This is a genomic window from Streptomyces sp. H27-H1, from assembly GCF_026627445.1.
Lineage (GTDB): Bacteria > Actinomycetota > Actinomycetes > Streptomycetales > Streptomycetaceae > Streptomyces.
On the sequence record NZ_JAPNLJ010000013.1, the window covers coordinates 173,791 to 192,264 of the forward strand.

17 protein-coding genes and 1 riboswitch are annotated in these 18,474 nt (G+C 71.3%); of the genes, 8 read left to right on the plus strand and 9 right to left on the minus strand.

Features of this window, described 5'->3' with window-relative positions:
• Positions 1-55: 55 nt before the first annotated feature.
• Complete coding sequence (locus OTB20_RS16915; protein WP_267818358.1) at positions 56-769, minus strand: M50 family metallopeptidase; 714 nt, start codon at positions 767-769, stop codon at positions 56-58.
• 53 nt (positions 770-822) lie between these two features.
• On the opposite strand from OTB20_RS16915, the gene OTB20_RS16920 reads away from it, so the two are divergent.
• The 8 genes from OTB20_RS16920 (at position 823) to def (ending at position 8,600) form a co-directional block, all read left to right on the plus strand.
• Positions 823-1,638, plus strand: coding sequence for an SOS response-associated peptidase (locus OTB20_RS16920; RefSeq protein ID WP_267818360.1), 816 nt, complete (start codon positions 823-825; stop codon positions 1,636-1,638).
• 49 nt (positions 1,639-1,687) lie between these two features.
• Complete coding sequence (locus OTB20_RS16925) at positions 1,688-2,350, plus strand: alpha/beta family hydrolase (protein WP_267818362.1); 663 nt, start codon at positions 1,688-1,690, stop codon at positions 2,348-2,350.
• A 293-nt stretch (positions 2,351-2,643) separates the two neighbouring features.
• Complete coding sequence (locus OTB20_RS16930; protein WP_008741505.1) at positions 2,644-3,288, plus strand: sigma-70 family RNA polymerase sigma factor; 645 nt, start codon at positions 2,644-2,646, stop codon at positions 3,286-3,288.
• The gene (rsrA, locus tag OTB20_RS16935; protein ID WP_267755788.1) at positions 3,285-3,614 is read left to right on the plus strand and encodes a mycothiol system anti-sigma-R factor; all 330 of its coding nucleotides are present in this window, start codon (positions 3,285-3,287) and stop codon (positions 3,612-3,614) included. The genes OTB20_RS16930 and rsrA overlap by 4 nt, the downstream gene beginning before the upstream one ends.
• Before the next feature lie 221 nt (positions 3,615-3,835).
• Positions 3,836-5,458 carry an HD-GYP domain-containing protein gene (locus OTB20_RS16940; protein WP_267818363.1) on the plus strand — a complete coding sequence of 541 codons (1,623 nt, stop codon included), beginning with the start codon at positions 3,836-3,838 and terminating at the stop codon, positions 5,456-5,458.
• Positions 5,455-6,714: an HD-GYP domain-containing protein gene (locus OTB20_RS16945; RefSeq protein WP_267818365.1), complete on the plus strand. Its 1,260-nt coding sequence runs from the start codon at positions 5,455-5,457 to the stop codon at positions 6,712-6,714. The genes OTB20_RS16940 and OTB20_RS16945 overlap by 4 nt, the downstream gene beginning before the upstream one ends.
• A gap of 174 nt (positions 6,715-6,888) precedes the next feature.
• Positions 6,889-7,884: a tetratricopeptide repeat protein gene (locus tag OTB20_RS16950; RefSeq protein ID WP_267818366.1), complete on the plus strand. Its 996-nt coding sequence runs from the start codon at positions 6,889-6,891 to the stop codon at positions 7,882-7,884.
• Between the two features lie 65 nt (positions 7,885-7,949).
• Positions 7,950-8,600, plus strand: a complete 651-nt coding sequence (def, locus tag OTB20_RS16955; RefSeq protein WP_267818367.1) for a peptide deformylase — start codon at positions 7,950-7,952, stop codon at positions 8,598-8,600.
• A gap of 262 nt (positions 8,601-8,862) precedes the next feature.
• On the opposite strand, the gene OTB20_RS16960 is transcribed toward def, so the two are convergent.
• From OTB20_RS16960 to OTB20_RS16995, 8 genes are all read right to left on the minus strand, one after another.
• Positions 8,863-9,843: a helix-turn-helix domain-containing protein gene (locus OTB20_RS16960; RefSeq protein ID WP_267818369.1), complete on the minus strand. Its 981-nt coding sequence runs from the start codon at positions 9,841-9,843 to the stop codon at positions 8,863-8,865.
• A 126-nt stretch (positions 9,844-9,969) separates the two neighbouring features.
• Positions 9,970-10,308, minus strand: a complete 339-nt coding sequence (locus OTB20_RS42760; RefSeq protein WP_420716419.1) for a DUF3703 domain-containing protein — start codon at positions 10,306-10,308, stop codon at positions 9,970-9,972.
• 39 nt (positions 10,309-10,347) lie between these two features.
• On the minus strand, positions 10,348-11,364 hold the full coding sequence (locus OTB20_RS16970; protein WP_267818373.1) for a ribonucleotide-diphosphate reductase subunit beta: 1,017 nt from the start codon (positions 11,362-11,364) through the stop codon (positions 10,348-10,350).
• Positions 11,364-13,766 carry a ribonucleoside-diphosphate reductase subunit alpha gene (locus OTB20_RS16975; RefSeq protein WP_267818375.1) on the minus strand — a complete coding sequence of 801 codons (2,403 nt, stop codon included), beginning with the start codon at positions 13,764-13,766 and terminating at the stop codon, positions 11,364-11,366. Before OTB20_RS16975 ends, OTB20_RS16970 begins: the two co-directional genes overlap by 1 nt.
• Positions 13,767-13,946: 180 nt before the next feature.
• Positions 13,947-14,029, minus strand: a riboswitch (cobalamin riboswitch).
• Positions 14,030-14,120: 91 nt separating this feature from the next.
• Complete coding sequence (locus OTB20_RS16980; RefSeq protein ID WP_267818377.1) at positions 14,121-14,618, minus strand: GNAT family N-acetyltransferase; 498 nt, start codon at positions 14,616-14,618, stop codon at positions 14,121-14,123.
• An 89-nt stretch (positions 14,619-14,707) separates the two neighbouring features.
• Positions 14,708-14,905, minus strand: a complete 198-nt coding sequence (locus tag OTB20_RS16985; protein ID WP_267818379.1) for a YbdD/YjiX family protein — start codon at positions 14,903-14,905, stop codon at positions 14,708-14,710.
• Positions 14,902-17,064 (minus strand): carbon starvation CstA family protein, encoded by a 2,163-nt coding sequence (locus OTB20_RS16990; protein ID WP_267818415.1) that lies wholly within the window; start codon positions 17,062-17,064, stop codon positions 14,902-14,904. Before OTB20_RS16990 ends, OTB20_RS16985 begins: the two co-directional genes overlap by 4 nt.
• A 557-nt stretch (positions 17,065-17,621) precedes the next feature.
• Positions 17,622-18,386 (minus strand): GntR family transcriptional regulator, encoded by a 765-nt coding sequence (locus OTB20_RS16995; protein WP_267818381.1) that lies wholly within the window; start codon positions 18,384-18,386, stop codon positions 17,622-17,624.
• Between the last annotated feature and the right edge of the window lie 88 nt (positions 18,387-18,474).

An 18,474-nucleotide genomic window follows, 5' to 3' on the forward strand; every position in this document is an offset into this window, starting at 1 on the left:
AGGTCGGACGCAAAGCAGCCACGGGCTGGGACCGGCCAGAAGGACAGGCCCTCGGTCAGAGGACGAGCAGCCAGCGGCCGCCGCCGATGAGCGAGGACAGCGCCACCACGTGGAAGAACAGCAGCCACACCACGGGGTGCACATGGGTGAGCCGTCCGAGCTGGTCCGCGTCGGAGTCGGGCGCTCCGCTGTGCCGGCGCTTGGCCCCCAGCTCGAAGACCGGCCGGACGCCGCCGAGCAGCAGGAACCACACCACGGCGTACGCGAAGACGGCCTGCACCTCCTCCGGGGCCAGCCAGGAGACCAGTACGAAGGTGGCGCCCGTGAGTACCACCGTCAGCAGCCCGTACGCGTTGCGGATCATCACCAGCACCGCCAGCAGCAGGGCGGTCGCCGCCCACAGCAGCAGCGTGATCCGGTGGGCCGACAGCAGGGCCGCTCCGCCGAGGCCGAGCAGGGAGGGCGCCGTGTACCCGGCGGCGGCCGTGAGGACCATGCCCAGGCCGGTCGGCTTGCCCCGGCTGACGGTGACCCCGCTGGTGTCCGAGTGCAGCCGGATCCCGTCCAGGCTGCGGCCCGTGAGCAGCGCCAGCAGTCCGTGGCCGCCCTCGTGCGCGATGGTGATCGCGTTGCGGGAGAGCCGCCACACCGGCCGGGGGCCCACGGCGACGAGCGCCGCCAGCCCCGTGGCGATCACCAGCCACAGACCGGGCGCCGCCTGTATGCCGGTGAGCCGGTCCCACAGGCCGGCAGCGCTGCTGGTGTTCATGAGGTGGCGGACTCCTTGCGGTGACGATCGAATGTCATGGCAGTGTGGCAGCCATGTGCGGAAGGTTTGCAGCGAGTCGGGGGCCCGAGGATCTGGCGGAGGCGTTCGGGGTGAAGCGGTGGGAGCCGGCGCAGGCGCTGGCACCCGACTGGAACGTGGCTCCGACGAAAGAGGTCCACGTCGTCCTCGACCGTCCGCTGAAAGACGCTCCGAGCCCGCGTCCGGTTCGCCAGCTGAGGGTCCTGAAATGGGGGCTCGTGCCGTCCTGGGCGCCGAACCCCGAGGGCGCCGCCCGGATGATCAACGCCCGGTCCGAGACCATCGCCGAGAAGCCTTCCTTCCGCCGCCCCTTCGAGCAGCGCCGCTGCATCATCCCCGCGGACGGCTACTACGAGTGGGTCACCGCCCACGACGAGCGGCAGCTGGAGGTCGAGGGCAAGAAGAAGCGGGCGCGAAAGCAGCCCTACTTCGTCCTGCCCACCGACGGCTCCGTCTTCGCCATGGCCGGGATATACGAGTTCTGGCGCGACCGGACCCTGCCCGACGAGCACCCCCGCGCCTGGTGGGCGACCTGCTCGGTGATCACCACGGAGGCCGAGGCCGGCCCCCTGGGCGTGGCCCCCGCCGAGGGGCCGCGGTCGCTGGCCGACATCCACCCCCGGATGCCCCTGATGCTCACCCCGGACCGGTGGGACGCCTGGCTGGACCCGGCGCGGGCCGACCCCGACGAGCTCCAGGCCCTGCTGGCCCCGCCACCCGGAGGGCTGATGCGCGCCTATCCGGTGTCCACCGCCGCGAGCAACGTCCGCAACAACGGGCCCGAACTCCTGGAGGAGCTGGAGGGGCCGGAGGAGGGCACGCTCTTCTGAGGCCCCGGCGCTCACTCCGGAGGGCGCCCCGGACCGGCATGATCGGGCCATGAGCAGCACGCGCACCGAGAGCGTCGACACCCCGGCGGGCGAAGCCCGCATCACCTGGCACCCGGCCCCGGCGGGCAGGGCCCGCCTGGTGCTCGCCCTGGGCCACGGAGCCGGCGGCGGGATCGAGGCCCGGGACCTCCAGGCCCTGGCCGCCGCCCTGCCCGTCCTGGGGATCACCGTGGCGCTGGCCGAACAGCCCTGGCGGGTCGCCGGGAAGAAGGTCGCCGCCGCGCCCAAGGTGCTGGACGCGGGCTGGAGCGCCCTGTGGCCCGCCTTCGCGGAGCCCGGGCTGCCCGTCGTCGCGGGCGGCCGCAGCGCCGGGGCCCGGGTGGCCTGCCGGACCGCAGCGGATCTGGGCGCGGCCGGGGTGCTCGCGCTGGCCTTCCCGCTGCACCCGCCGGGCCGGCCGGAGAAGTCCCGGGCCGAGGAGCTGCTGGGCGCCGGGCGTCCGGCGCTGGTGGTCCAGGGCGGCCGCGACTCCTTCGGGAGGCCGCAGGAGTTCCCGGAGCGGGGGGCGCGCGGAGCCTCGTACGAGCTGGTGGAAGTGGACGGCGGGGATCACGGCTTCGCCGTGCTCAAGAAGACCGGTCCCACGCAGGAGGAAGCCCTGGCGGTGATCACCGGGGCGGTGGCCGAATGGCTCGGCCGGCTGCCCGTCTGAGCCGGCACTGTGACCGGGACGGCCCACCGGGTCCCGAATCCCGTGCCCTGCCCGGGAATGTGCCGCAGCGGCCTTCTGTTGTCCCGGATGTCGGTACGTACGGGAAGACGTCGGAGGAGAGGCACCGCATGACCCAGGTCATCAGCCAGAACCGTCCGCAGGCCGCTGACCTGGACTGGACAGTGCTGCCCGGGCCCAAGCGCGGACAGGTTCGGGCGGCGGGCGACCGGGATGGTCGACTATTCTCCGATTCGAGCGGGTCCGCTTTCGGAGCCGCCACGCAGTCGGAGGAGGTGGGTCCTGTCGCCGGGACCGACGAAGGCCACGCGGAGGAGACAACCCCGGAGCGCAATGCGCGCTTCGAGAGGGACGCCCTCGGCTACCTCGACCAGATGTACTCGGCCGCCCTGCGCATGACGCGCAATCCGGCCGACGCCGAGGACCTGGTCCAGGAGACGTATGCGAAGGCATACGCGTCCTTCCACCAGTTCCGCGAGGGCACCAACCTGAAGGCCTGGCTGTACCGCATTCTCACCAACACCTTCATCAACTCGTACCGCAAGAAGCAGCGCGAACCCCAGCGCAGTGCGGCCGAGGAGATCGAGGACTGGCAGCTGGCGCGCGCCGAGTCGCACATGTCGACGGGCTTGCGTTCCGCCGAGTCGCAGGCTCTCGACCACCTGCCCGATTCGGACGTGAAGGAAGCTCTCCAGGCCATTCCGGAGGAGTTCCGCATTGCGGTCTATCTTGCCGACGTAGAGGGCTTTGCGTACAAGGAGATCGCGGACATCATGGGTACACCCATCGGTACTGTCATGTCGCGACTGCACCGTGGCCGCCGTCAACTCCGTGGAATGCTTGAGGACTACGCCCGTGAGCGCGGGCTCGTCCCGGCCGGCGCGGGAGAGTCGAACGACCTGAAAGGCTCGGGCTCATGAGCTGCGGAGATGCGCACGAGACGGAGTGCTCGGAGGTCCTGGACCACCTTTATGAGTTCCTCGACCAGGAGATGCCCGACAGCGACTGCACGAAGTTCGAGACGCACTTCGGCGAGTGCAATCCCTGCCTGGAGAAGTACGGCCTGGAGCAGGCCGTGAAGAAGCTGGTCAAGCGCTGCTGCGGATCGGACGACGTACCCACCGACCTGCGCTCGAAGGTGATGGGACGGATCGAACTGATCCGTTCGGGGCAGGCGGTGCCGGATCACGACATCACGGCCACGCCGGCCGCCGCCGAGCCGATGCCGGGATCCGCGACGGGGTGAAAACCGGCCGAGTTCGCCGATGAAGTAGTACCCGATTGAACAATCTCGAACAGCCGCCCCCGGATGGGTACTTCCTTCACTCGAAGGTGGTAATCCGGGGGCGTCCGCATGGTGCAATGCGAAAATGTGGCCCACCTCGCTCCCGGCCCCACTTATTCTCCCCTTTCGGGTACTGGTTTGATTCGTACCTGACGTGCACGGCTCCAGGGGAGGAGAGCGCCATGCGGGTACTTCCGCCGATGGCGCGCGCCTACGTCCTGTGCGCGGTCCTCGCCGCCTGCGCGTGCATTGCCCCCGCCCTCGCCGATGCCGCTACCCCGTGGCCCTCCATCGGCCTGCTCTCCGTGCTCTACCTCGGCTGCGAACTCGTCAAGGTCTGCCCGCTCATGGGCCACCGGGTGCCCGAGGGGCTCGGCTCCTTCTTCCCGGTGGTGCTGGCCGCCGTGTTCCTCCTGCCGCCGGCCGCCGCCGCACTCGTCGCGCTGCCCGGCGGACTCGCCGGAGCCGTGACCGCGCGGCCCGCCCGGGTACGGCGCACCTGGCACGGGGCGCAGCAGTCGATAGCCGCCTGGACCGCCGGGCAGGTCTACGGGCTGCTGGGCGGGCCCGGGGCGCTGGCCGGAGGCCCCTTCGGCGGGACCGGGCCGCCGGGCCCGGACGGAGCCGGGAGTGAGGCCGTCTGGGTCGCCGACTTCCCGTACGTGATGCTCCCCGCCGCCGCCGCGGCCGTCGCCTTCTGCCTGGTGCTGACCGCCCTCGACGGCGGCATCCTGGCCGCCGCCGAACGCCGGCCCGCCGCCACCGCCTGGCGGGGCCTTGCGACCCGGTCCCTCGCCCCGCACTGCGTGCACGGCCTCGCCGGGCTGATGATGGCCGTCATGTGGCGCAGCCCGTACGGACTCCCGGCCGCACTGCTCGTCCTGCTGCCGATGTACATCTCCTGCTGGGTCTTCGCCCAGTACCACCGCGAGCGCGCCGCCCACCAGGCCACCATCCGGGCACTGGTCCAGGCCGTCGACATCAAGGACCGCTACACGCGCGGCCACAGCGAGCGCGTCGGCCAGGCCTCGGCGATGATCGCCCGCGAGCTGGGCATGGGCGAGGAACGCCTCGAAATCGTCCGCATCGCCGGGATCCTGCACGACGTGGGCAAGCTCGGAGTCCCGACCCGGCTGCTGCGCAAGGACGGACCGCTGACCCCCGAAGAGCGCCGGATCATCGAACTCCACCCCGAGTACGGACACGAGATGGTGCGCGGCATCGGCTTCCTGGGAGAGGCCCGGGCGGCGATCCTGCACCACCACGAGCGGATGGACGGCTCCGGCTACCCGTACGGCCTGACCGGGGAGCAGATCCCGGTGCTGGCCCGGGTGGTGGCGGTCGCCGACGCCTTCGACGCGATGACCTCGACCCGGTCCTACAGCAGGGCCCGGCCGGTGCCGGTCGCACTGGCCGAACTGGAACGCTGCTCGGGGGCGCAGTTCGACCCCGAGATGGTGCGGGCGCTGGTCGGTGCCATCGACCGCCAGGGCTGGCATCCGAAGGTGACCTCGGACGACGACCTCCAGGTGATTGCGGCGGGCGGTGGCGGCGACGCTCCCGGGCAGGCGGCGAACGGGGCCGCGCGGGCGGCCGTGTCCACCGGCGCGCCACTGACCGCACTGCCCGCCCAGGCCGCCCCGGCCGAGAGCCGGCCCGAGGCCCGGGGGGCCGGTACGCAGCTCCCGGCCGCGGCACCCCGCGGTTGCGCCGGGGGGCCGCCGGACGAGCCCGCAGCAGGGCTCGAGGAGGAGCCGGGAGGCCCCGGCTCCCCGTCCGCCCCCGCCGCGGGAGCGAAGGCGTGAGGGGCTGGGCCGTCGGCGTCGTGCGGGGGGCCGCCGGGGCGCTGACCGTGGCCGCGTTCGGGCACACCCTGTGGAACGGGCTGCTCGAGCCGGGCATCGCCCTCGCCTTCGGCACCCTGATCACCATCGGCGAGCTCGCCCGCCGGGACAGCGGCGACGCCGCCCGCCAGCAGCCCGCGCCGCTCGGCTCCGCAGGCGCCCTCGCGTACGCCCTGCTCGGGCAGAACGCCGGAAGCCCCACCCACCACGGGGTTCTGCAGATCGTCGCCGTGGTCGTCACGGCCGCCCTCCTCGGGATCGTCCCGCACATCGCCCGGGGTCGCGGCCCCGCCCTCGACCACCTGGCCCGCCGGGTACTCACCGTCACCTTCGCCGCCGTCTGCTTCCAGCCGCTCTACAACTCCGGCCGACTGGAGCCGTGGGTCGGGCAGGGTTCGTACCTCGTGCTCTTCCTGGTCCTGCTCCTCGGGCTCACGGCCCTGTGCGACGCGGTCCTCGGTGCCGTTCTCGCCGGTGCCCGCACCGGCTGGCCGTTTACCCCGCTGCTCCGCGACGAGCTGCGCGCCCAGCTCGGCATCGGCGCCGCGATCTGCGCCACGGGCGTGGTCATGGCCCTCGGGGTCGCCGTCGCCGGTCTGTGGGCGGTGCCCGTCTTCAGCGTGCCGCTGCTCCTGACCCAGATGTCCTTCCACCGGATCACCGCCATCCGCACCACCTACCGCCAGACCATCACCTCCCTCGCCCGCGCCACCGAGATCGCCGGCTACACCCGGCCCGGCCACTCCCGCCGGGTCGCGGCGCTCAGCTGCGCCGTGGGCCGGGAGCTGGGCCTCTCGGAGCGGGAGCTCACGGTGCTGGAGTACGCAGCCCTGATGCACGACATCGGGCAGCTCTCCCTGGTCGACCCGGTCCCGGCCGGGGCGACCGCCGAGCTGCCCGCGGCCGAGGCCCGCCGGATCGCCGGACTCGGTGGGGAGGTGGCCCGCCAGACGGGGGTGCCGGCCGAGGTCGCCATGGTGGTGGAGCTGCAGGCGGACCCGTACCGGGAGCAGCCCGTCGCGGCCCGCATCGTGCGCACGGTCAATGCCTACGACGACCTCGTCGGCGGTGCCCGTCACCCGGGCGGCTCATTGGAGGCCCTGGAGCGGCTGCGTCTGGGCACCGGGCGGGACTACCAGCCGGAGATCGTGGAATGTCTCGCCAGGGTGCTCGCCCGGGGCGGACGTGCCAGAGTCGTACCCGTCCCGCCTGGGTAACCCATGGGTAATGAGCGGCCGCCCAAGTGGGCATGGTTGGATGCCAGTGAGAGTGTTCCCAGCAGGAGCGTCCCCAGGAAGAGTGTCCCCAGTAGGAGTGTCCGCAGCAGTCGGCCAGGCCGCACCCGTCGGCAGAGCCGCACCGCTGCGTCGTCGGACCGGCAGGCGGGAATCGTGAGGATCTTCGGGAAGGTACGGCATCGGCCCTCCGCCTCGTGGCGGCAGGCCACCGACCGCGCGTTCACGCTGATCGGCGACGGTCGGTACGAGGACGCGGGCGCGCTCCTGACCAGGGCCGCGGATCTGGAACCCTGGCTGTCCGAGTCCTGGTTCAATCTGGCGCTGCTCCACAAGTTCCGCCACGACTGGGAGCAGGCGCGGGCCGCCGGACTGCGTGCCGTGGCCCTGCTCGACCGGGAGGGCGGCGCCCCGGACTGGTGGAACGTCGGCATCGCCGCGACCGCGCTGCAGGACTGGCCGCTGGCCCGCCGCGCGTGGCAGGCGTACGGGCTGAAGGTGCCCGGAGACCCGCACGGCGCGGGCGGCGGCGGCGAGCCCGTCGGCATGGAGCTCGGCAGTGCGGCCGTGCGGCTGTCTCCCGAGGGCGAGGCCGAGGTGGTCTGGGGCCGCAGGCTGGACCCGGCCCGTATGGAGGTCCTGTCGATCCCGCTGCCCTCCTCGGGGCGGCGCTGGGGCGAGGTCGTCCTGCACGACGGGGTCCCGCACGGTGAGCGTGTCACCGCGGCCGGGCCCTCGTACCCCGTTTTCGACGAGATCGAGCTGTGGGCACCCTCCCCGGTACCGACCTGGGTGGTGCTCCTGGAGGCGGCCACCGAGGCCGACCGCAACGCCCTGGAGCAGCTGGCCTCCGATGCGGGCTTCGCCGCCGAGGACTGGTCCTCCTCGGTACGGCTCCTGTGCCGGACCTGTTCGGAGAGCGCGATGCCGAGCGGCGAGGGCGACGGCGAGCAGCTGGACCCGCACGACCACAGCGAACCGGGCCATCCCGGACCGCTGGGACACCGTACGACCGGGTCCGGATCCCTGTGGGTGCCCGAGCGGGAGTGCGGGATCGCGGCGCCGGCGGGTCTGGTGCGCGGGCTGCTCGACGGCTGGGTCGCGGACAGCCCGGACAGCCGGGAGTGGCGGGATCTCGAAGAAGTCTGCTGAGCGGGGGACGTAGTCTGTACCGGCACATCGGTGACTGGTGGACTTACGGAAGGCGTACGGCGGACATGGCGCAGCAGGAGAACGACGTTGTCGAGGTCGGTGTCGTCGGTGAAGTGAACGACGGTTACGTCGTGGACACCGAGGACGGTGAGGCGCGCGAGCTCGCCCACCGCGAGCGCGGCACCGCCCGTCCGATCACGGTGGTCGGCAACCCGGTCCTGCACCGGGAGTGCAAGGACGTCACCGAGTTCGGCGACGAGCTTGCGCAGCTGATCGACGACATGTTCGCCAGCCAGAAGGCCGCCGAAGGCGTGGGCCTCGCCGCGAACCAGATCGGCGTCGACGCCAAGGTCTTCGTCTACGACTGCCCGGACGACGACGGCAACCGCCACACCGGCGTGGTCGTCAACCCCAAGCTCGTCGAGCTGCCGGCCGCCTCGCGCATCCTCGACGACTCGAACGAGGGCTGCCTGTCGGTCCCGACCGCCTACGCCTCGCTGGCCCGCCCGGACTACGCCGAGGTGACCGGCCAGGACGCGCGGGGCAACCCGATCAAGGTGCGGGGCACCGGCTACTTCGCGCGCTGCCTGCAGCACGAGACGGACCACCTGTACGGCTACCTGTACATCGACCGGCTCTCCAAGCGGGACCGCAAGGACGCGCTGCGGCAGATGGAAGAGGGCACCGCGCGCTACGAGACGGTTCCGAACGAGTAGCCGCCGTTCCCGTACGCGAAAGGCGCCCCGCTCAGGTCAGGAGCGGGGCGCCTTTCGCGTGGAGCGGTGGTACTAGTCCCAGCCGAGGTCGCTCGGGTCGGGCAGGGCCGTGGCGGCCGTGCCCGGGAACGTCGCGGCAGTGGTGCGGTCGGCGCTGATGGTGCGAGTCATGGGATCCCCTGTCTTGTGCGAACGAGCAAACCGTAGGGCGAAAATGATCAAGACGGGGAATTCTTGGCCATGGAGTGTCGCCTGTTGGACGTCAGGCCGCGGCCGGGCCCCGGAACGCACGGCGGAAGGCGTTCGGGGTGGTGCCCAGCGTCCGCAGGAAGTGGTGGCGCAGGGCGGCAGCGGTGCCGAAGCCGCAGCGGCCCGCGATCGCGTCGACCGTCTCGTCGGTCGCCTCCAGCAGCTCCTGCGCCAGCAGGACCCGCTGGCGCAGCACCCACTGGTACGGGGTGGTCCCCGTCTCCTGCAGGAAGCGGCGGGCGAAGGTCCGCGCGGACATGTGGGCCCGCTCCGCGAGCTGATCGACGGTGATCTCCTCCTCCAGGTGGCGGGCCATCCAGCCGATCACCTCGCCGACCGTGTCGCAGGAGGTGCGGGGCAGCGGCCGCTGGATGTACTGCGCCTGCCCGCCGTCCCGGTGCGGCGGCACGACCATCCGCCGGGCGATGGTGTTGGCCACCTCGGCGCCCTGCTCCTGCCGCACGAGGTGCAGGCACGCGTCGATCCCGGACGCGGTGCCGGCCGAGGTGATCACCGAGCCCTCGTCCACGTAGAGCACGTCCGGGTCGACCTTGGCCCGGGGGAAGCGGCGGGCCAGGGCCGGGGCGTGCATCCAGTGCGTGGTGCAGCGCCGGTCGTCGAGCAGCCCCGCCGCGCCCAGCACGAAGGCGCCGCTGCACACGCTGAGCACCCGCGCACCGCGGTCCACGCCCCGGCGCAGGGCTTCCAGGAGCGGCTCCGGGTACTCGCGGGTGGGGGCCTGGCGGTCGGCGGGCAGGCAGATCAGGTCCGCCTCCTCCAGCCGCTCGGGTCCGTGGGGGAGCGTGAGGCGGTAGTGGCCGTCGCCCACGGTGATGGGGTTCTCCTCCATCGCACAGACGGCGAAATCGTAGGTCGGCAGGCCCATGGCGCTGCGGTCGATCCCGAAGACCTCGCAGAAGATGCCCATCTCGAAGGGGGTGACCCCGTTCACCACGGCCACGGCCACGTTCTTGAGGGAGGAAGGCTTCAGCATGATTTCAGTGTGGCAGTAATTCGCTCTTTCATGACAGTCCTGCCACTGTCCGATTTTGGCCGTCCTGGCGAGAGTGGAGTCATGAACACGCTCCTCGACTACCTCCTCGTCCTCGCCGTCGCCGCCCTACTGGCGGGCCCCACCCTCTACGGGGCCCTGGGCGAGCGCCGGCTCGACCGGCAGATCCGTGCGGCCGAGCAGGAGGCGCAGGTCCTGCGGGATCGGCATCGGCGTGAACAGGCCGGCGCTCGTACGCCCCGTGTTTCCGTACGGCACGCGCCCGGACACTGATCCGGCTCCGGGCCTGGTGTGCGTGGGCGGAGGCGGGCCCCACGGTCCCGCCGTACCGCAGCCCGCCGGGCCGCATCCGGGCCCGCCCGGCCCATTCTCCGGCGGCTCCGAGGGGGCCGGGAACGGCGAAGCGCCCCCGCCCCGGGACTCGGCGGGCCGAGTCTGTCTCCCCATGGGCGGGGACGCTGTCAAGTGGTGCTGCCCGGTGGGGGGTTAGAAGTCCTCGTCCAGGTCGACCGTGCCCTCGACCGCGACCTGGTAGGCCGACGGGCGGCGCTCGAAGAAGTTCGTCAGCTCCTGGACGCCCTGGAGTTCCATGAAGGAGAACGGGTTCTGCGAGCCGTACACCGGGGCGAAGCCCAGGCGCACCAGGCGCTGGTCCGCGACGCACTCGAGGTACTCGCGCATCGACTCGGTGTTCATGCCCGGCAGGCCCTCGCCGCACAGGTCGCGGCCGAACTGCAGCTCCGCCTCGACGGCCTCCTTCAGCATGTCCACGACCTGCTGCTGGAGCGCGTCGTCGAACAGCTCCGGCTCCTCCTTGCGGACCGTGTCGATGACCTCGAAAGCGAAGCTCATGTGGGCGCTCTCGTCACGGAACACCCAGTTGGTGCCGGTGGCCAGGCCGTGCAGCAGGCCGCGCGAGCGGAACCAGTACACGTACGCGAACGCCCCGTAGAAGAACAGGCCCTCGATGCACGCGGCGAAGCAGATCAGGTTCAGCAGGAAGCGACGCCGGTCGGCGGCCGTCTCCAGCCGGTCGATCTTCTCCACCGAGTCCATCCAGCGGAAGCAGAACTGCGCCTTCTCGCGGATCGAGGGAATCTCCTCGACCGCGTCGAAGGCGGCCGCGCGGTCGTCCGGGTTGGGCAGGTAGGTGTCGAGCAGCGTCAGGTAGAACTGGACGTGCACGGCCTCCTCGAAGAGCTGGCGCGACAGGTACAGGCGCGCCTCCGGGGAGTTGATGTGCTTGTACAGGGTCAGGACGAGGTTGTTCGAGACGATCGAGTCGCCCGTCGCGAAGAACGCGACCAGCCGGCCGATCATGTGCTGCTCGGAGGGCGTCAGCTTCGCGAGGTCCGAGACGTCCGAGTGGAGGTCGACCTCCTCCACCGTCCAGGTGTTCTTGATCGCGTCGCGGTAGCGCTCGTAGAAGTCCGGGTAGCGCATGGGGCGCAGCGTCAGCTCGAAGCCCGGGTCCAGGAGGTTCTTGGTGTTGTCAGTGCTCATTACTGGCAGGCCTCGCAGGACTCGGGGTTTTCAAGGGAGCAGGCCAGCGCGTCGGCGTCGACGGCCTGCGGGAGGGGGGTTGCGGCCGCCGGGACGGCACTGCCCGAGGCGGCGCGGGCGATCTTCGTCGCGGGACGGGAGCGCAGGTAGTACGTGGTCTTCAGGCCCTGCTTCCAGGCGTACGCGTACATCGAGCTGAGCTTGCCGATGGTGGGCGTCTCCAGGAACAGGTTCAGCGACTGCGACTGGTCCAGGAACGGCGTACGGGCCGCCGCCATGTCGATCAGGCCGCGCTGGGGGATCTCCCAGGCCGTGCGGTACAGCTCGCGCACCTCGGCCGGGATCCAGCCGAAGCCCTGCACCGAGCCGGAGGACTCGCGCAGCGCCTCGCGGGTCTGGGCGTCCCAGACGCCGAGCCGCTTGAGCTCCTGCACCAGGTAGCCGTTGACCTGGAGGAACTCCCCGCTCAGGGTCTCGCGCTTGAAGAGGTTGGAGACCTGCGGCTCGATGCACTCGTACACGCCCGCGATGGAGGCGATGGTCGCCGTCGGGGCGATGGCGAGGAGCAGGGAGTTGCGCATGCCGGTCTTCGCGATCCGGGCGCGCAGCGCGTCCCAGCGCTCCGGCCAGTTCAGCTCGACGGAGTAGTGGTCGGGGTGCAGCACGCCCCGCGCGGTGCGGGTCTGCTCCCAGGCCGGCAGCGGGCCGCTGCGCTCGGCCAGGTCGCACGAAGCCTCGTACGCCGCGAGCATGATGCGCTCGGAGAGCTTGGTGGACAGCGCCTTCGCCTCGGGGGAGTCGAAGGGCAGCTTCAGCTGGAAGAAGACGTCCTGCAGGCCCATCGCGCCCAGACCCACCGGACGCCAGCGTGCGTTGGAGCGGCCGGCCTGCTCGGTCGGGTAGAAGTTGATGTCCACGACGCGGTCGAGGAAGGTCACGGCGGTGCGGACGGTCTCGTCCAGCCGTTCCCAGTCGATGTCACCCGACTCGGCGAGGACGAAGGCGCCGAGGTTGACCGAGCCGAGGTTGCAGACGGCCGTCTCGCCGTCGTTGGTGACCTCGATGATCTCGGTGCAGAGGTTCGAGGAGTGGACGACGGTGCCCGGCTCGGCGGTCTGGTTCGCCGTGCGGTTGGAGGCGTCCTTGAAGGTCATCCAGCCCTGGCCGGTCTGCGCGAGGGTGCGCATCATCCGGCCGTACAGGTCGCGGGCGGGGATGGTCTTGCGGGCGAGGCCCGCCGCCTCGGCCGCGCGGTAGGCGGCGTCGAACTCGTCGCCCCAAAGGTCGACCAGCGCGGGGACCTCGGCCGGGGAGAACAGCGACCAGTCGGCGTCCGCGTTCACGCGGCGCATGAACTCGTCCGGCACCCAGTGGGCCAGGTTCAGGTTGTGGGTGCGGCGCTGGTCCTCGCCGGTGTTGTCGCGGAGCTCCAGGAACTCCTCGATGTCCGCGTGCCAGGTCTCCAGGTAGACCGCGGCGGCGCCCTTGCGGCGGCCGCCCTGGTTCACGGCGGCGACGGAGGCGTCGAGGGTCTTGAGGAACGGCACGATGCCGTTGGAGTGGCCGTTCGTACCGCGGATCAGCGAACCGCGGGCGCGGATGCGGGAGTACGAGAGGCCGATGCCCCCGGCGTGCTTGGAGAGGCGCGCGATCTGGTGGTAGCGGTCGTAGATCGAGTCCAGCTCGTCCAGCGGGGAGTCCAGCAGGTAGCAGGAGGACATCTGCGGGTGCCGGGTGCCGGAGTTGAAGAGCGTGGGGGAGGAGGGCAGGTAGTCCAGGCGGCTCATCAGCCGGTACAGCGAGGCCACTTCCTCCACGGCCTGCATGCCGTCGTTCTCCGCGAGGCCGCAGGCCACGCGCAGCATGAAGAACTGCGGGGTCTCGATGACCTGGCGGGTGATCGGGTGCCGCAGCAGGTAGCGGCTGTGCAGGGTGCGCAGGCCGAAGTAGCCGAAGCGGTCGTCGGCGCCCTCCGCGAGGGCGTGCCCGACCAGCGCGTCGAGCCGGCTCGCGTGCAGGCGTACGAAGTCCGCGGTGCGGTCGGCGATCAGCCCCTCGCGGTGTCCCACCTCGACGGAGCCGGAGAAGGACGTGGCGCCCTGGCCGGCGGCTTCGTCGCGGACGGCCAGCGTCAGCAGGCGGGCGCCCAGGCGGGAGTAGGCCGGGTCCTCGGAGATCAGCCCGGCGGCGGCCTCGGTGGCGAGCGTACGGAGCTCCGCCTCGTCGGCGGCGGCGCTGCGGCCGCGCAGCGCGGCGGCGGCGACCCGGCCGGGGTCCGTGTCGGGCAGGTCGGCGGTCAGCTCGGTGAGCGTGCGCAGCAGCGCGGCCCCAGGCCCACCGGCCGACGTGGCGTAGGCGGACGGGTCGGACTCGGCGCGCGGTGCGGAAGGCGCGATGGTCACGGGGGGAGCTCTCCCTCGCTCGGCTCCGGGAACACCGCTGGTGCGGGGCGCGAGGGGGCGCACGTGGGGGAGCGCGAGCCTGGCAGGCAGCGCGCATGTGCCACGTGGCGTCCACCGGCCCAACCGCGAGGCCCGGACGTATCTGCACCCGGTTCGGTCGAGCCGGGCGCACTGTCGACAGGTCCTCGGACTTGCGGATGCACCGAGCAGGTCGGTGCATTTCATACCGTTGCGGGACAGTTCCGGATTCTCACCGGATTCCCCTGCGGCGACAGCGAGCATGAGCATACATGTGGGGGCCGGTGCTTGCGGTAGCCCCCACATGTTGTGTCGCTCCTCGGGGACGGTGTACCGCTACAGCTCCAGGCGGTAGGTCAGCAGGGGGAGGCCCGGAACCGGGTACCAGTCCCGCTCCGGCGTCCGTACGAAGCCCAGCCGGTCGTAGATCCGGTGCGCCCCGAGCATCTTCTCCGTGGTCGACAGCACCAGGTGGGTCACACCCTCCAGCTCCCGGGCCCGGCTCATGCAGGCCCGTACGAGGGCCTCGCCGGCGCCGCGCCCGCGCGCCGCCCGGGAGACGGTCAGCATCCGGAACTCCGCCTCGCCGGGGCCGGCGATATCGCACAGCGGGCTGCCGGGAGGGGCGAAGGTCACACCGCCGAGCAGCGTGCCCTCGTACTCCGCGACGAGCACCTCGCCGTCGGGGGCCCGGCCGGAGACATCGCGCAGCCTGTTCAGGTAGGGGTCGTCCTCGCCGGAGTCCAGCAGCCCGTCGTCGAGGTACGCCCGTGCGGTGATCTCGCCCAGCTCTTCGTATTCGGCGGCCGCTGCCGCCCTGATGACGATGTCCATGGCACCGAGTGTGCGACAGGTCGCGGAAAAGGGCCGCCGCGTTCCCGCCCGGACGGCGGGGACGCGGCGGCCCTCGTGGGCCCACCGGTTCAGCAGCAGCGGAACCCTTCGCGCGGATCGCCCTCGCGGGCATCCGTCCGGGCCCGCTCGAAGGCCCGCCGCGACTGCACCCGCGCATCCGGGTCGTGCGTGCGGGCGTGGGCGACGTAGTGGTCGTACGCCGCCTCGCCCGAGAACTCCCGTACGAAGAACCGGGCCCGGCCCAGCACGTTGCGCAGGCGGCTCACGCGGGTTCCCGTACGGAGTCCTTCACGAGCCCCCCGCCCGAGTCGAGACCGGCCGCGGCGAGCTCCGCCCGCTCCTCGGCGGTCGGGATCAGCCCGGCCGGGGCGACGAGCTTGGACTCGGTCCACGGGACCTCGGCCAGGGTGACCGACTCCGGCTTGCGGATGGCCCGCAGGCAGGTCCGGGTCGCGTCCACCAGCACGATGATGATCAGCAGGGCGAAGAACACCGACAGGACGCCGTCCACCGTGGCGTTGGTGACCACGGTGTGCATCTCGTCCATGTTCTTGGCGGGCTTGAGGACCTTGCCCGCGTCGATGCCGTCCTGGTAGGCGTCCCGCTGGGCGAAGAAGCCGATCTTCGGGTTGTCCGAGAAGATCTTCTGGTAGCTGGCGGTCAGCGTGACGGCCAGGTCCCACGCCAGCGGAACACCCGTCACCCAGGCCCACTTGAGCCGGCCCGACTTGATCAGCAGGGTGGTGCAGACGGCGAGGGCGACCGCTGCGAGCAGCTGGTTCGCGATGCCGAACAGCGGGAAGAGCTGGTTGATGCCGCCCAGCGGGTCCTTGACGCCGACCCAGAGGAAGTAGCCCCAGCCGCCGACGACGACCGCGCTCGCGAACCAGACGCCCGGCTTCCAGCTGACGTCCTTGAAGGACTTGTGCACGTTGCCGAGGGTGTCCTGGAGCATGAAGCGGCCCACGCGGGTGCCCGCGTCCACGGTCGTCAGGATGAACAGGGCCTCGAACATGATCGCGAAGTGGTACCAGAAGGCCTTCATCGAGGAGCCGCCGACGACCGCCGAGAAGATCTCCGACATTCCGAGTGCGAAGGTCGGCGCGCCGCCCGTACGGGACAGCAGGCTGGTCTCCTCCACGTCCTTCGCGGCCTGCGCGAGGGCGTCGGGGGAGATGGCGAAGCCGAAGTTCGTCACCGCCTGCGAGGCCGTCTCGACGGTGGCGCCGACGACCCCGCCGGGGGAGTTGATGGCGAAGTACAGGCCCGGGTCGATGATGCAGGCCGCGATGATCGCCATGATGGCGACGAAGGACTCGGTGAGCATCGCGCCGTAGCCGATGACCCTGACCTGGGTCTCCTTCTGGATCATCTTCGGGGTGGTGCCCGAGGAGACCAGCGAGTGGAAGCCGGACAGCGCTCCGCAGGCGATGGTGATGAAGACGAACGGGAACATCGAGCCGGCGAAGACCGGGCCGTCGCCGCGCGAGGCGAACTCGGTGACCGCCGGCATCTTCAGCGTCGGCATGGAGATGACCACGCCCACGGCCAGCAGCCCGATCGTGCCCACCTTCATGAAGGTGGAGAGGTAGTCGCGCGGGGCGAGCAGCATCCACACCGGCAGTACGGACGCCACGAAGCCGTAGACGACCATCCAGATGACCAGCGTCTCCTTCTCCAGGGTGAAGGTGTCCGCCAGCGAGGACTCGGCGACCCAGCCGCCCGCGACGAGGGCGAGCAGCAGCAGTGCGACGCCGATGACGGAGACCTCGGTGACCCGGCCCGGGCGCAGGACGCGCAGGTAGAACCCCATGAAGAGGGCGATCGGGATCGTCATGCCGATGGAGAAGACGCCCCACGGGGAGTGGGCCAGCGCGTTGACGATGACCAGGGCCAGGACCGCCAGCAGGATGATCATGATGGCGAAGACGCCGATCAGCGCGGCGGCGCCGCCGACCGGGCCGATCTCGTCCCGGGCCATCTGGCCGAGCGAACGGCCGTTGCGCCGGGTGGAGAAGAAGAGCGTGACCATGTCCTGGACGGCGCCCGCGAAGATCACGCCGACGACGATCCAGATGGTGCCGGGCAGGTAGCCCATCTGCGAGGCGAGTACGGGACCCACGAGCGGTCCGGCGCCGGCGATGGCGGCGAAGTGGTGGCCGAAGAGCACCCGCCGGTCGGTCGGGTGGAAGTCGACACCGTTGTCAAGGCGTTCGGCGGGGGTGGCGCGGGTCTTGTCCACCTTGAGGATTCGGTTGGCGATGAAGCGCGCGTAGAAGCGGTACCCGATCGCGTACGAGCCCAGGGCGGCGGCGAGCAGCCAGGCGGCCGAGATCTCCTCGCCCCGCGAGAGCGCCAGCACGCCCCAGCCGATGGCCCCCACGAGCCCGACGAGCACCCAGAGGGCCACGGCCTTGGGGGCCATCCCCCCGTCCGGACTCGTCGCGGTCCGTCCTGTTTCTGCTTCTTCCGGTTCCGTCATGATCCGTCGTCCCCTTGTCGATCGTCTGCGTAGGCGCAGGGAATCTATGGGGCTCGGCCCGCTGGGCGGAAGTCCCTGTCCGTAATCCGGTACGGAATCAGGGCCGTAGTGGGGCCTTGGTCGGACGTGTATGGCCGTACGGCTCGGAATAGCCCCTGCGGATGTCTTGAAAGCGTCGGTGCGCCCGCCGTTCCGGGAGGGGGAGGCATTCCGGGGAAACCTCAAATCCACCTCAACATCGGCCTGGGCCTGGGGATTCGGGACTTCGGGGTCCGGAACCAGGGGGAGGGCGGATGTCCGCGTTCAAGGGGGTGGCGGCAAGGGGGTCCGGCCGTGGCGGGCCCATCTGCCCGCTGCCCGTTCCGGGCGGTGCGTGCGGCTGCGGCCCCGACGCCGCCGGGACGGTGCGCGAAGGGGGAGGTCCATCGCTGTCAAGGGGTGGGCCACCCCCTCCCCGGATCGGGGGAGGGGGCTTTACGGGGGCGTCGCAGGGCCGGGCGTCAGAGCGCGGGGCGCTGCAGGCGGGCGACGAACTTGTAGCGGTCGCCCCGGTAGACGGAGCGCACCCACTCGACGGGTTCCCCGTCGGCGTCCAGCGAATGGCGGGAGAGCATCAGCATCGGCAGTCCGACGTCGGTGCCGAGCAGCCCGGCCTCCCGCGGGGTGGCCAGCGAGGTCTCGATGGTCTCCTCGGCCTCGGCGAGGCGTACGTCGTAGACCTCGGCGAGGGCCGTGTAGAGGGAGGTGTACTTGACCAGCGAGCGGCGCAGCGCGGGGAAGCGCTTCGCCGAGAGGTGCGTGGTCTCGATGGCCATCGGCTCGCCGCTCGCCAGACGCAGTCGCTCGATGCGCAGCACCCGCCCGCCGGTGGTGATCTTGAGCAGGCCGGCGAGGGTGTCGTCGGCCGTCACGTAGCCGATGTCCAGGAGTTGGGAGGTTGGTTCCAGCCCCTGGGCCCGCATGTCTTCGGTGTACGAGGAGAGTTGGAGCGGCTGCGAGACCTTCGGCTTGGCGACGAAGGTGCCCTTGCCCTGGATGCGCTCCAGTCGCCCCTCGACGACGAGCTCCTGGAGCGCCTGGCGGACCGTGGTCCTGGAGGTGTCGAATTCGGCCGCGAGCGTCCGTTCCGGCGGCACCGGTGTGCCAGGTGGCAGAGTTTCGGTCATATCGAGCAAGTGCCGCTTGAGTCGGTAGTACTTGGGCACGCGTGCCGTGCGGGTGGCCGCCCCGCCCTCCGGCTCCGTGATCGCCCCTTCGGTGGCCATGGCCGCCCGCCTTCCCGACTCCAGTTTCGTTGCCGTCACCGGCTCCTCCGATATGTGCGGTCACATCGTGACACGGGAGGGAGGGCAG

Bases quoted from the DNA above. Each gene is read 5' to 3' on its own strand.
- OTB20_RS16915 (WP_267818358.1), bottom strand. From the start codon at position 769: ATGAACACCAGCAGCGCTGCCGGCCTGTGGGACCGGCTCACCGGCATA.
- OTB20_RS16920 (WP_267818360.1), top strand. From the start codon at position 823: ATGTGCGGAAGGTTTGCAGCGAGTCGGGGGCCCGAGGATCTGGCGGAG.
- OTB20_RS16925 (WP_267818362.1), top strand. From the start codon at position 1,688: ATGAGCAGCACGCGCACCGAGAGCGTCGACACCCCGGCGGGCGAAGCC.
- rsrA (WP_267755788.1), top strand. From the start codon at position 3,285: ATGAGCTGCGGAGATGCGCACGAGACGGAGTGCTCGGAGGTCCTGGAC.
- OTB20_RS16940 (WP_267818363.1), top strand. From the start codon at position 3,836: ATGCGGGTACTTCCGCCGATGGCGCGCGCCTACGTCCTGTGCGCGGTC.
- def (WP_267818367.1), top strand. From the start codon at position 7,950: ATGGCGCAGCAGGAGAACGACGTTGTCGAGGTCGGTGTCGTCGGTGAA.
- OTB20_RS16960 (WP_267818369.1), bottom strand. From the start codon at position 9,843: ATGCTGAAGCCTTCCTCCCTCAAGAACGTGGCCGTGGCCGTGGTGAAC.
- OTB20_RS42760 (WP_420716419.1), bottom strand. From the start codon at position 10,308: ATGGGGAGACAGACTCGGCCCGCCGAGTCCCGGGGCGGGGGCGCTTCG.
- OTB20_RS16970 (WP_267818373.1), bottom strand. From the start codon at position 11,364: ATGAGCACTGACAACACCAAGAACCTCCTGGACCCGGGCTTCGAGCTG.
- OTB20_RS16980 (WP_267818377.1), bottom strand. From the start codon at position 14,618: ATGGACATCGTCATCAGGGCGGCAGCGGCCGCCGAATACGAAGAGCTG.
- OTB20_RS16990 (WP_267818415.1), bottom strand. From the start codon at position 17,064: ATGGCCCCCAAGGCCGTGGCCCTCTGGGTGCTCGTCGGGCTCGTGGGG.
- OTB20_RS16995 (WP_267818381.1), bottom strand. From the start codon at position 18,386: ATGGCCACCGAAGGGGCGATCACGGAGCCGGAGGGCGGGGCGGCCACC.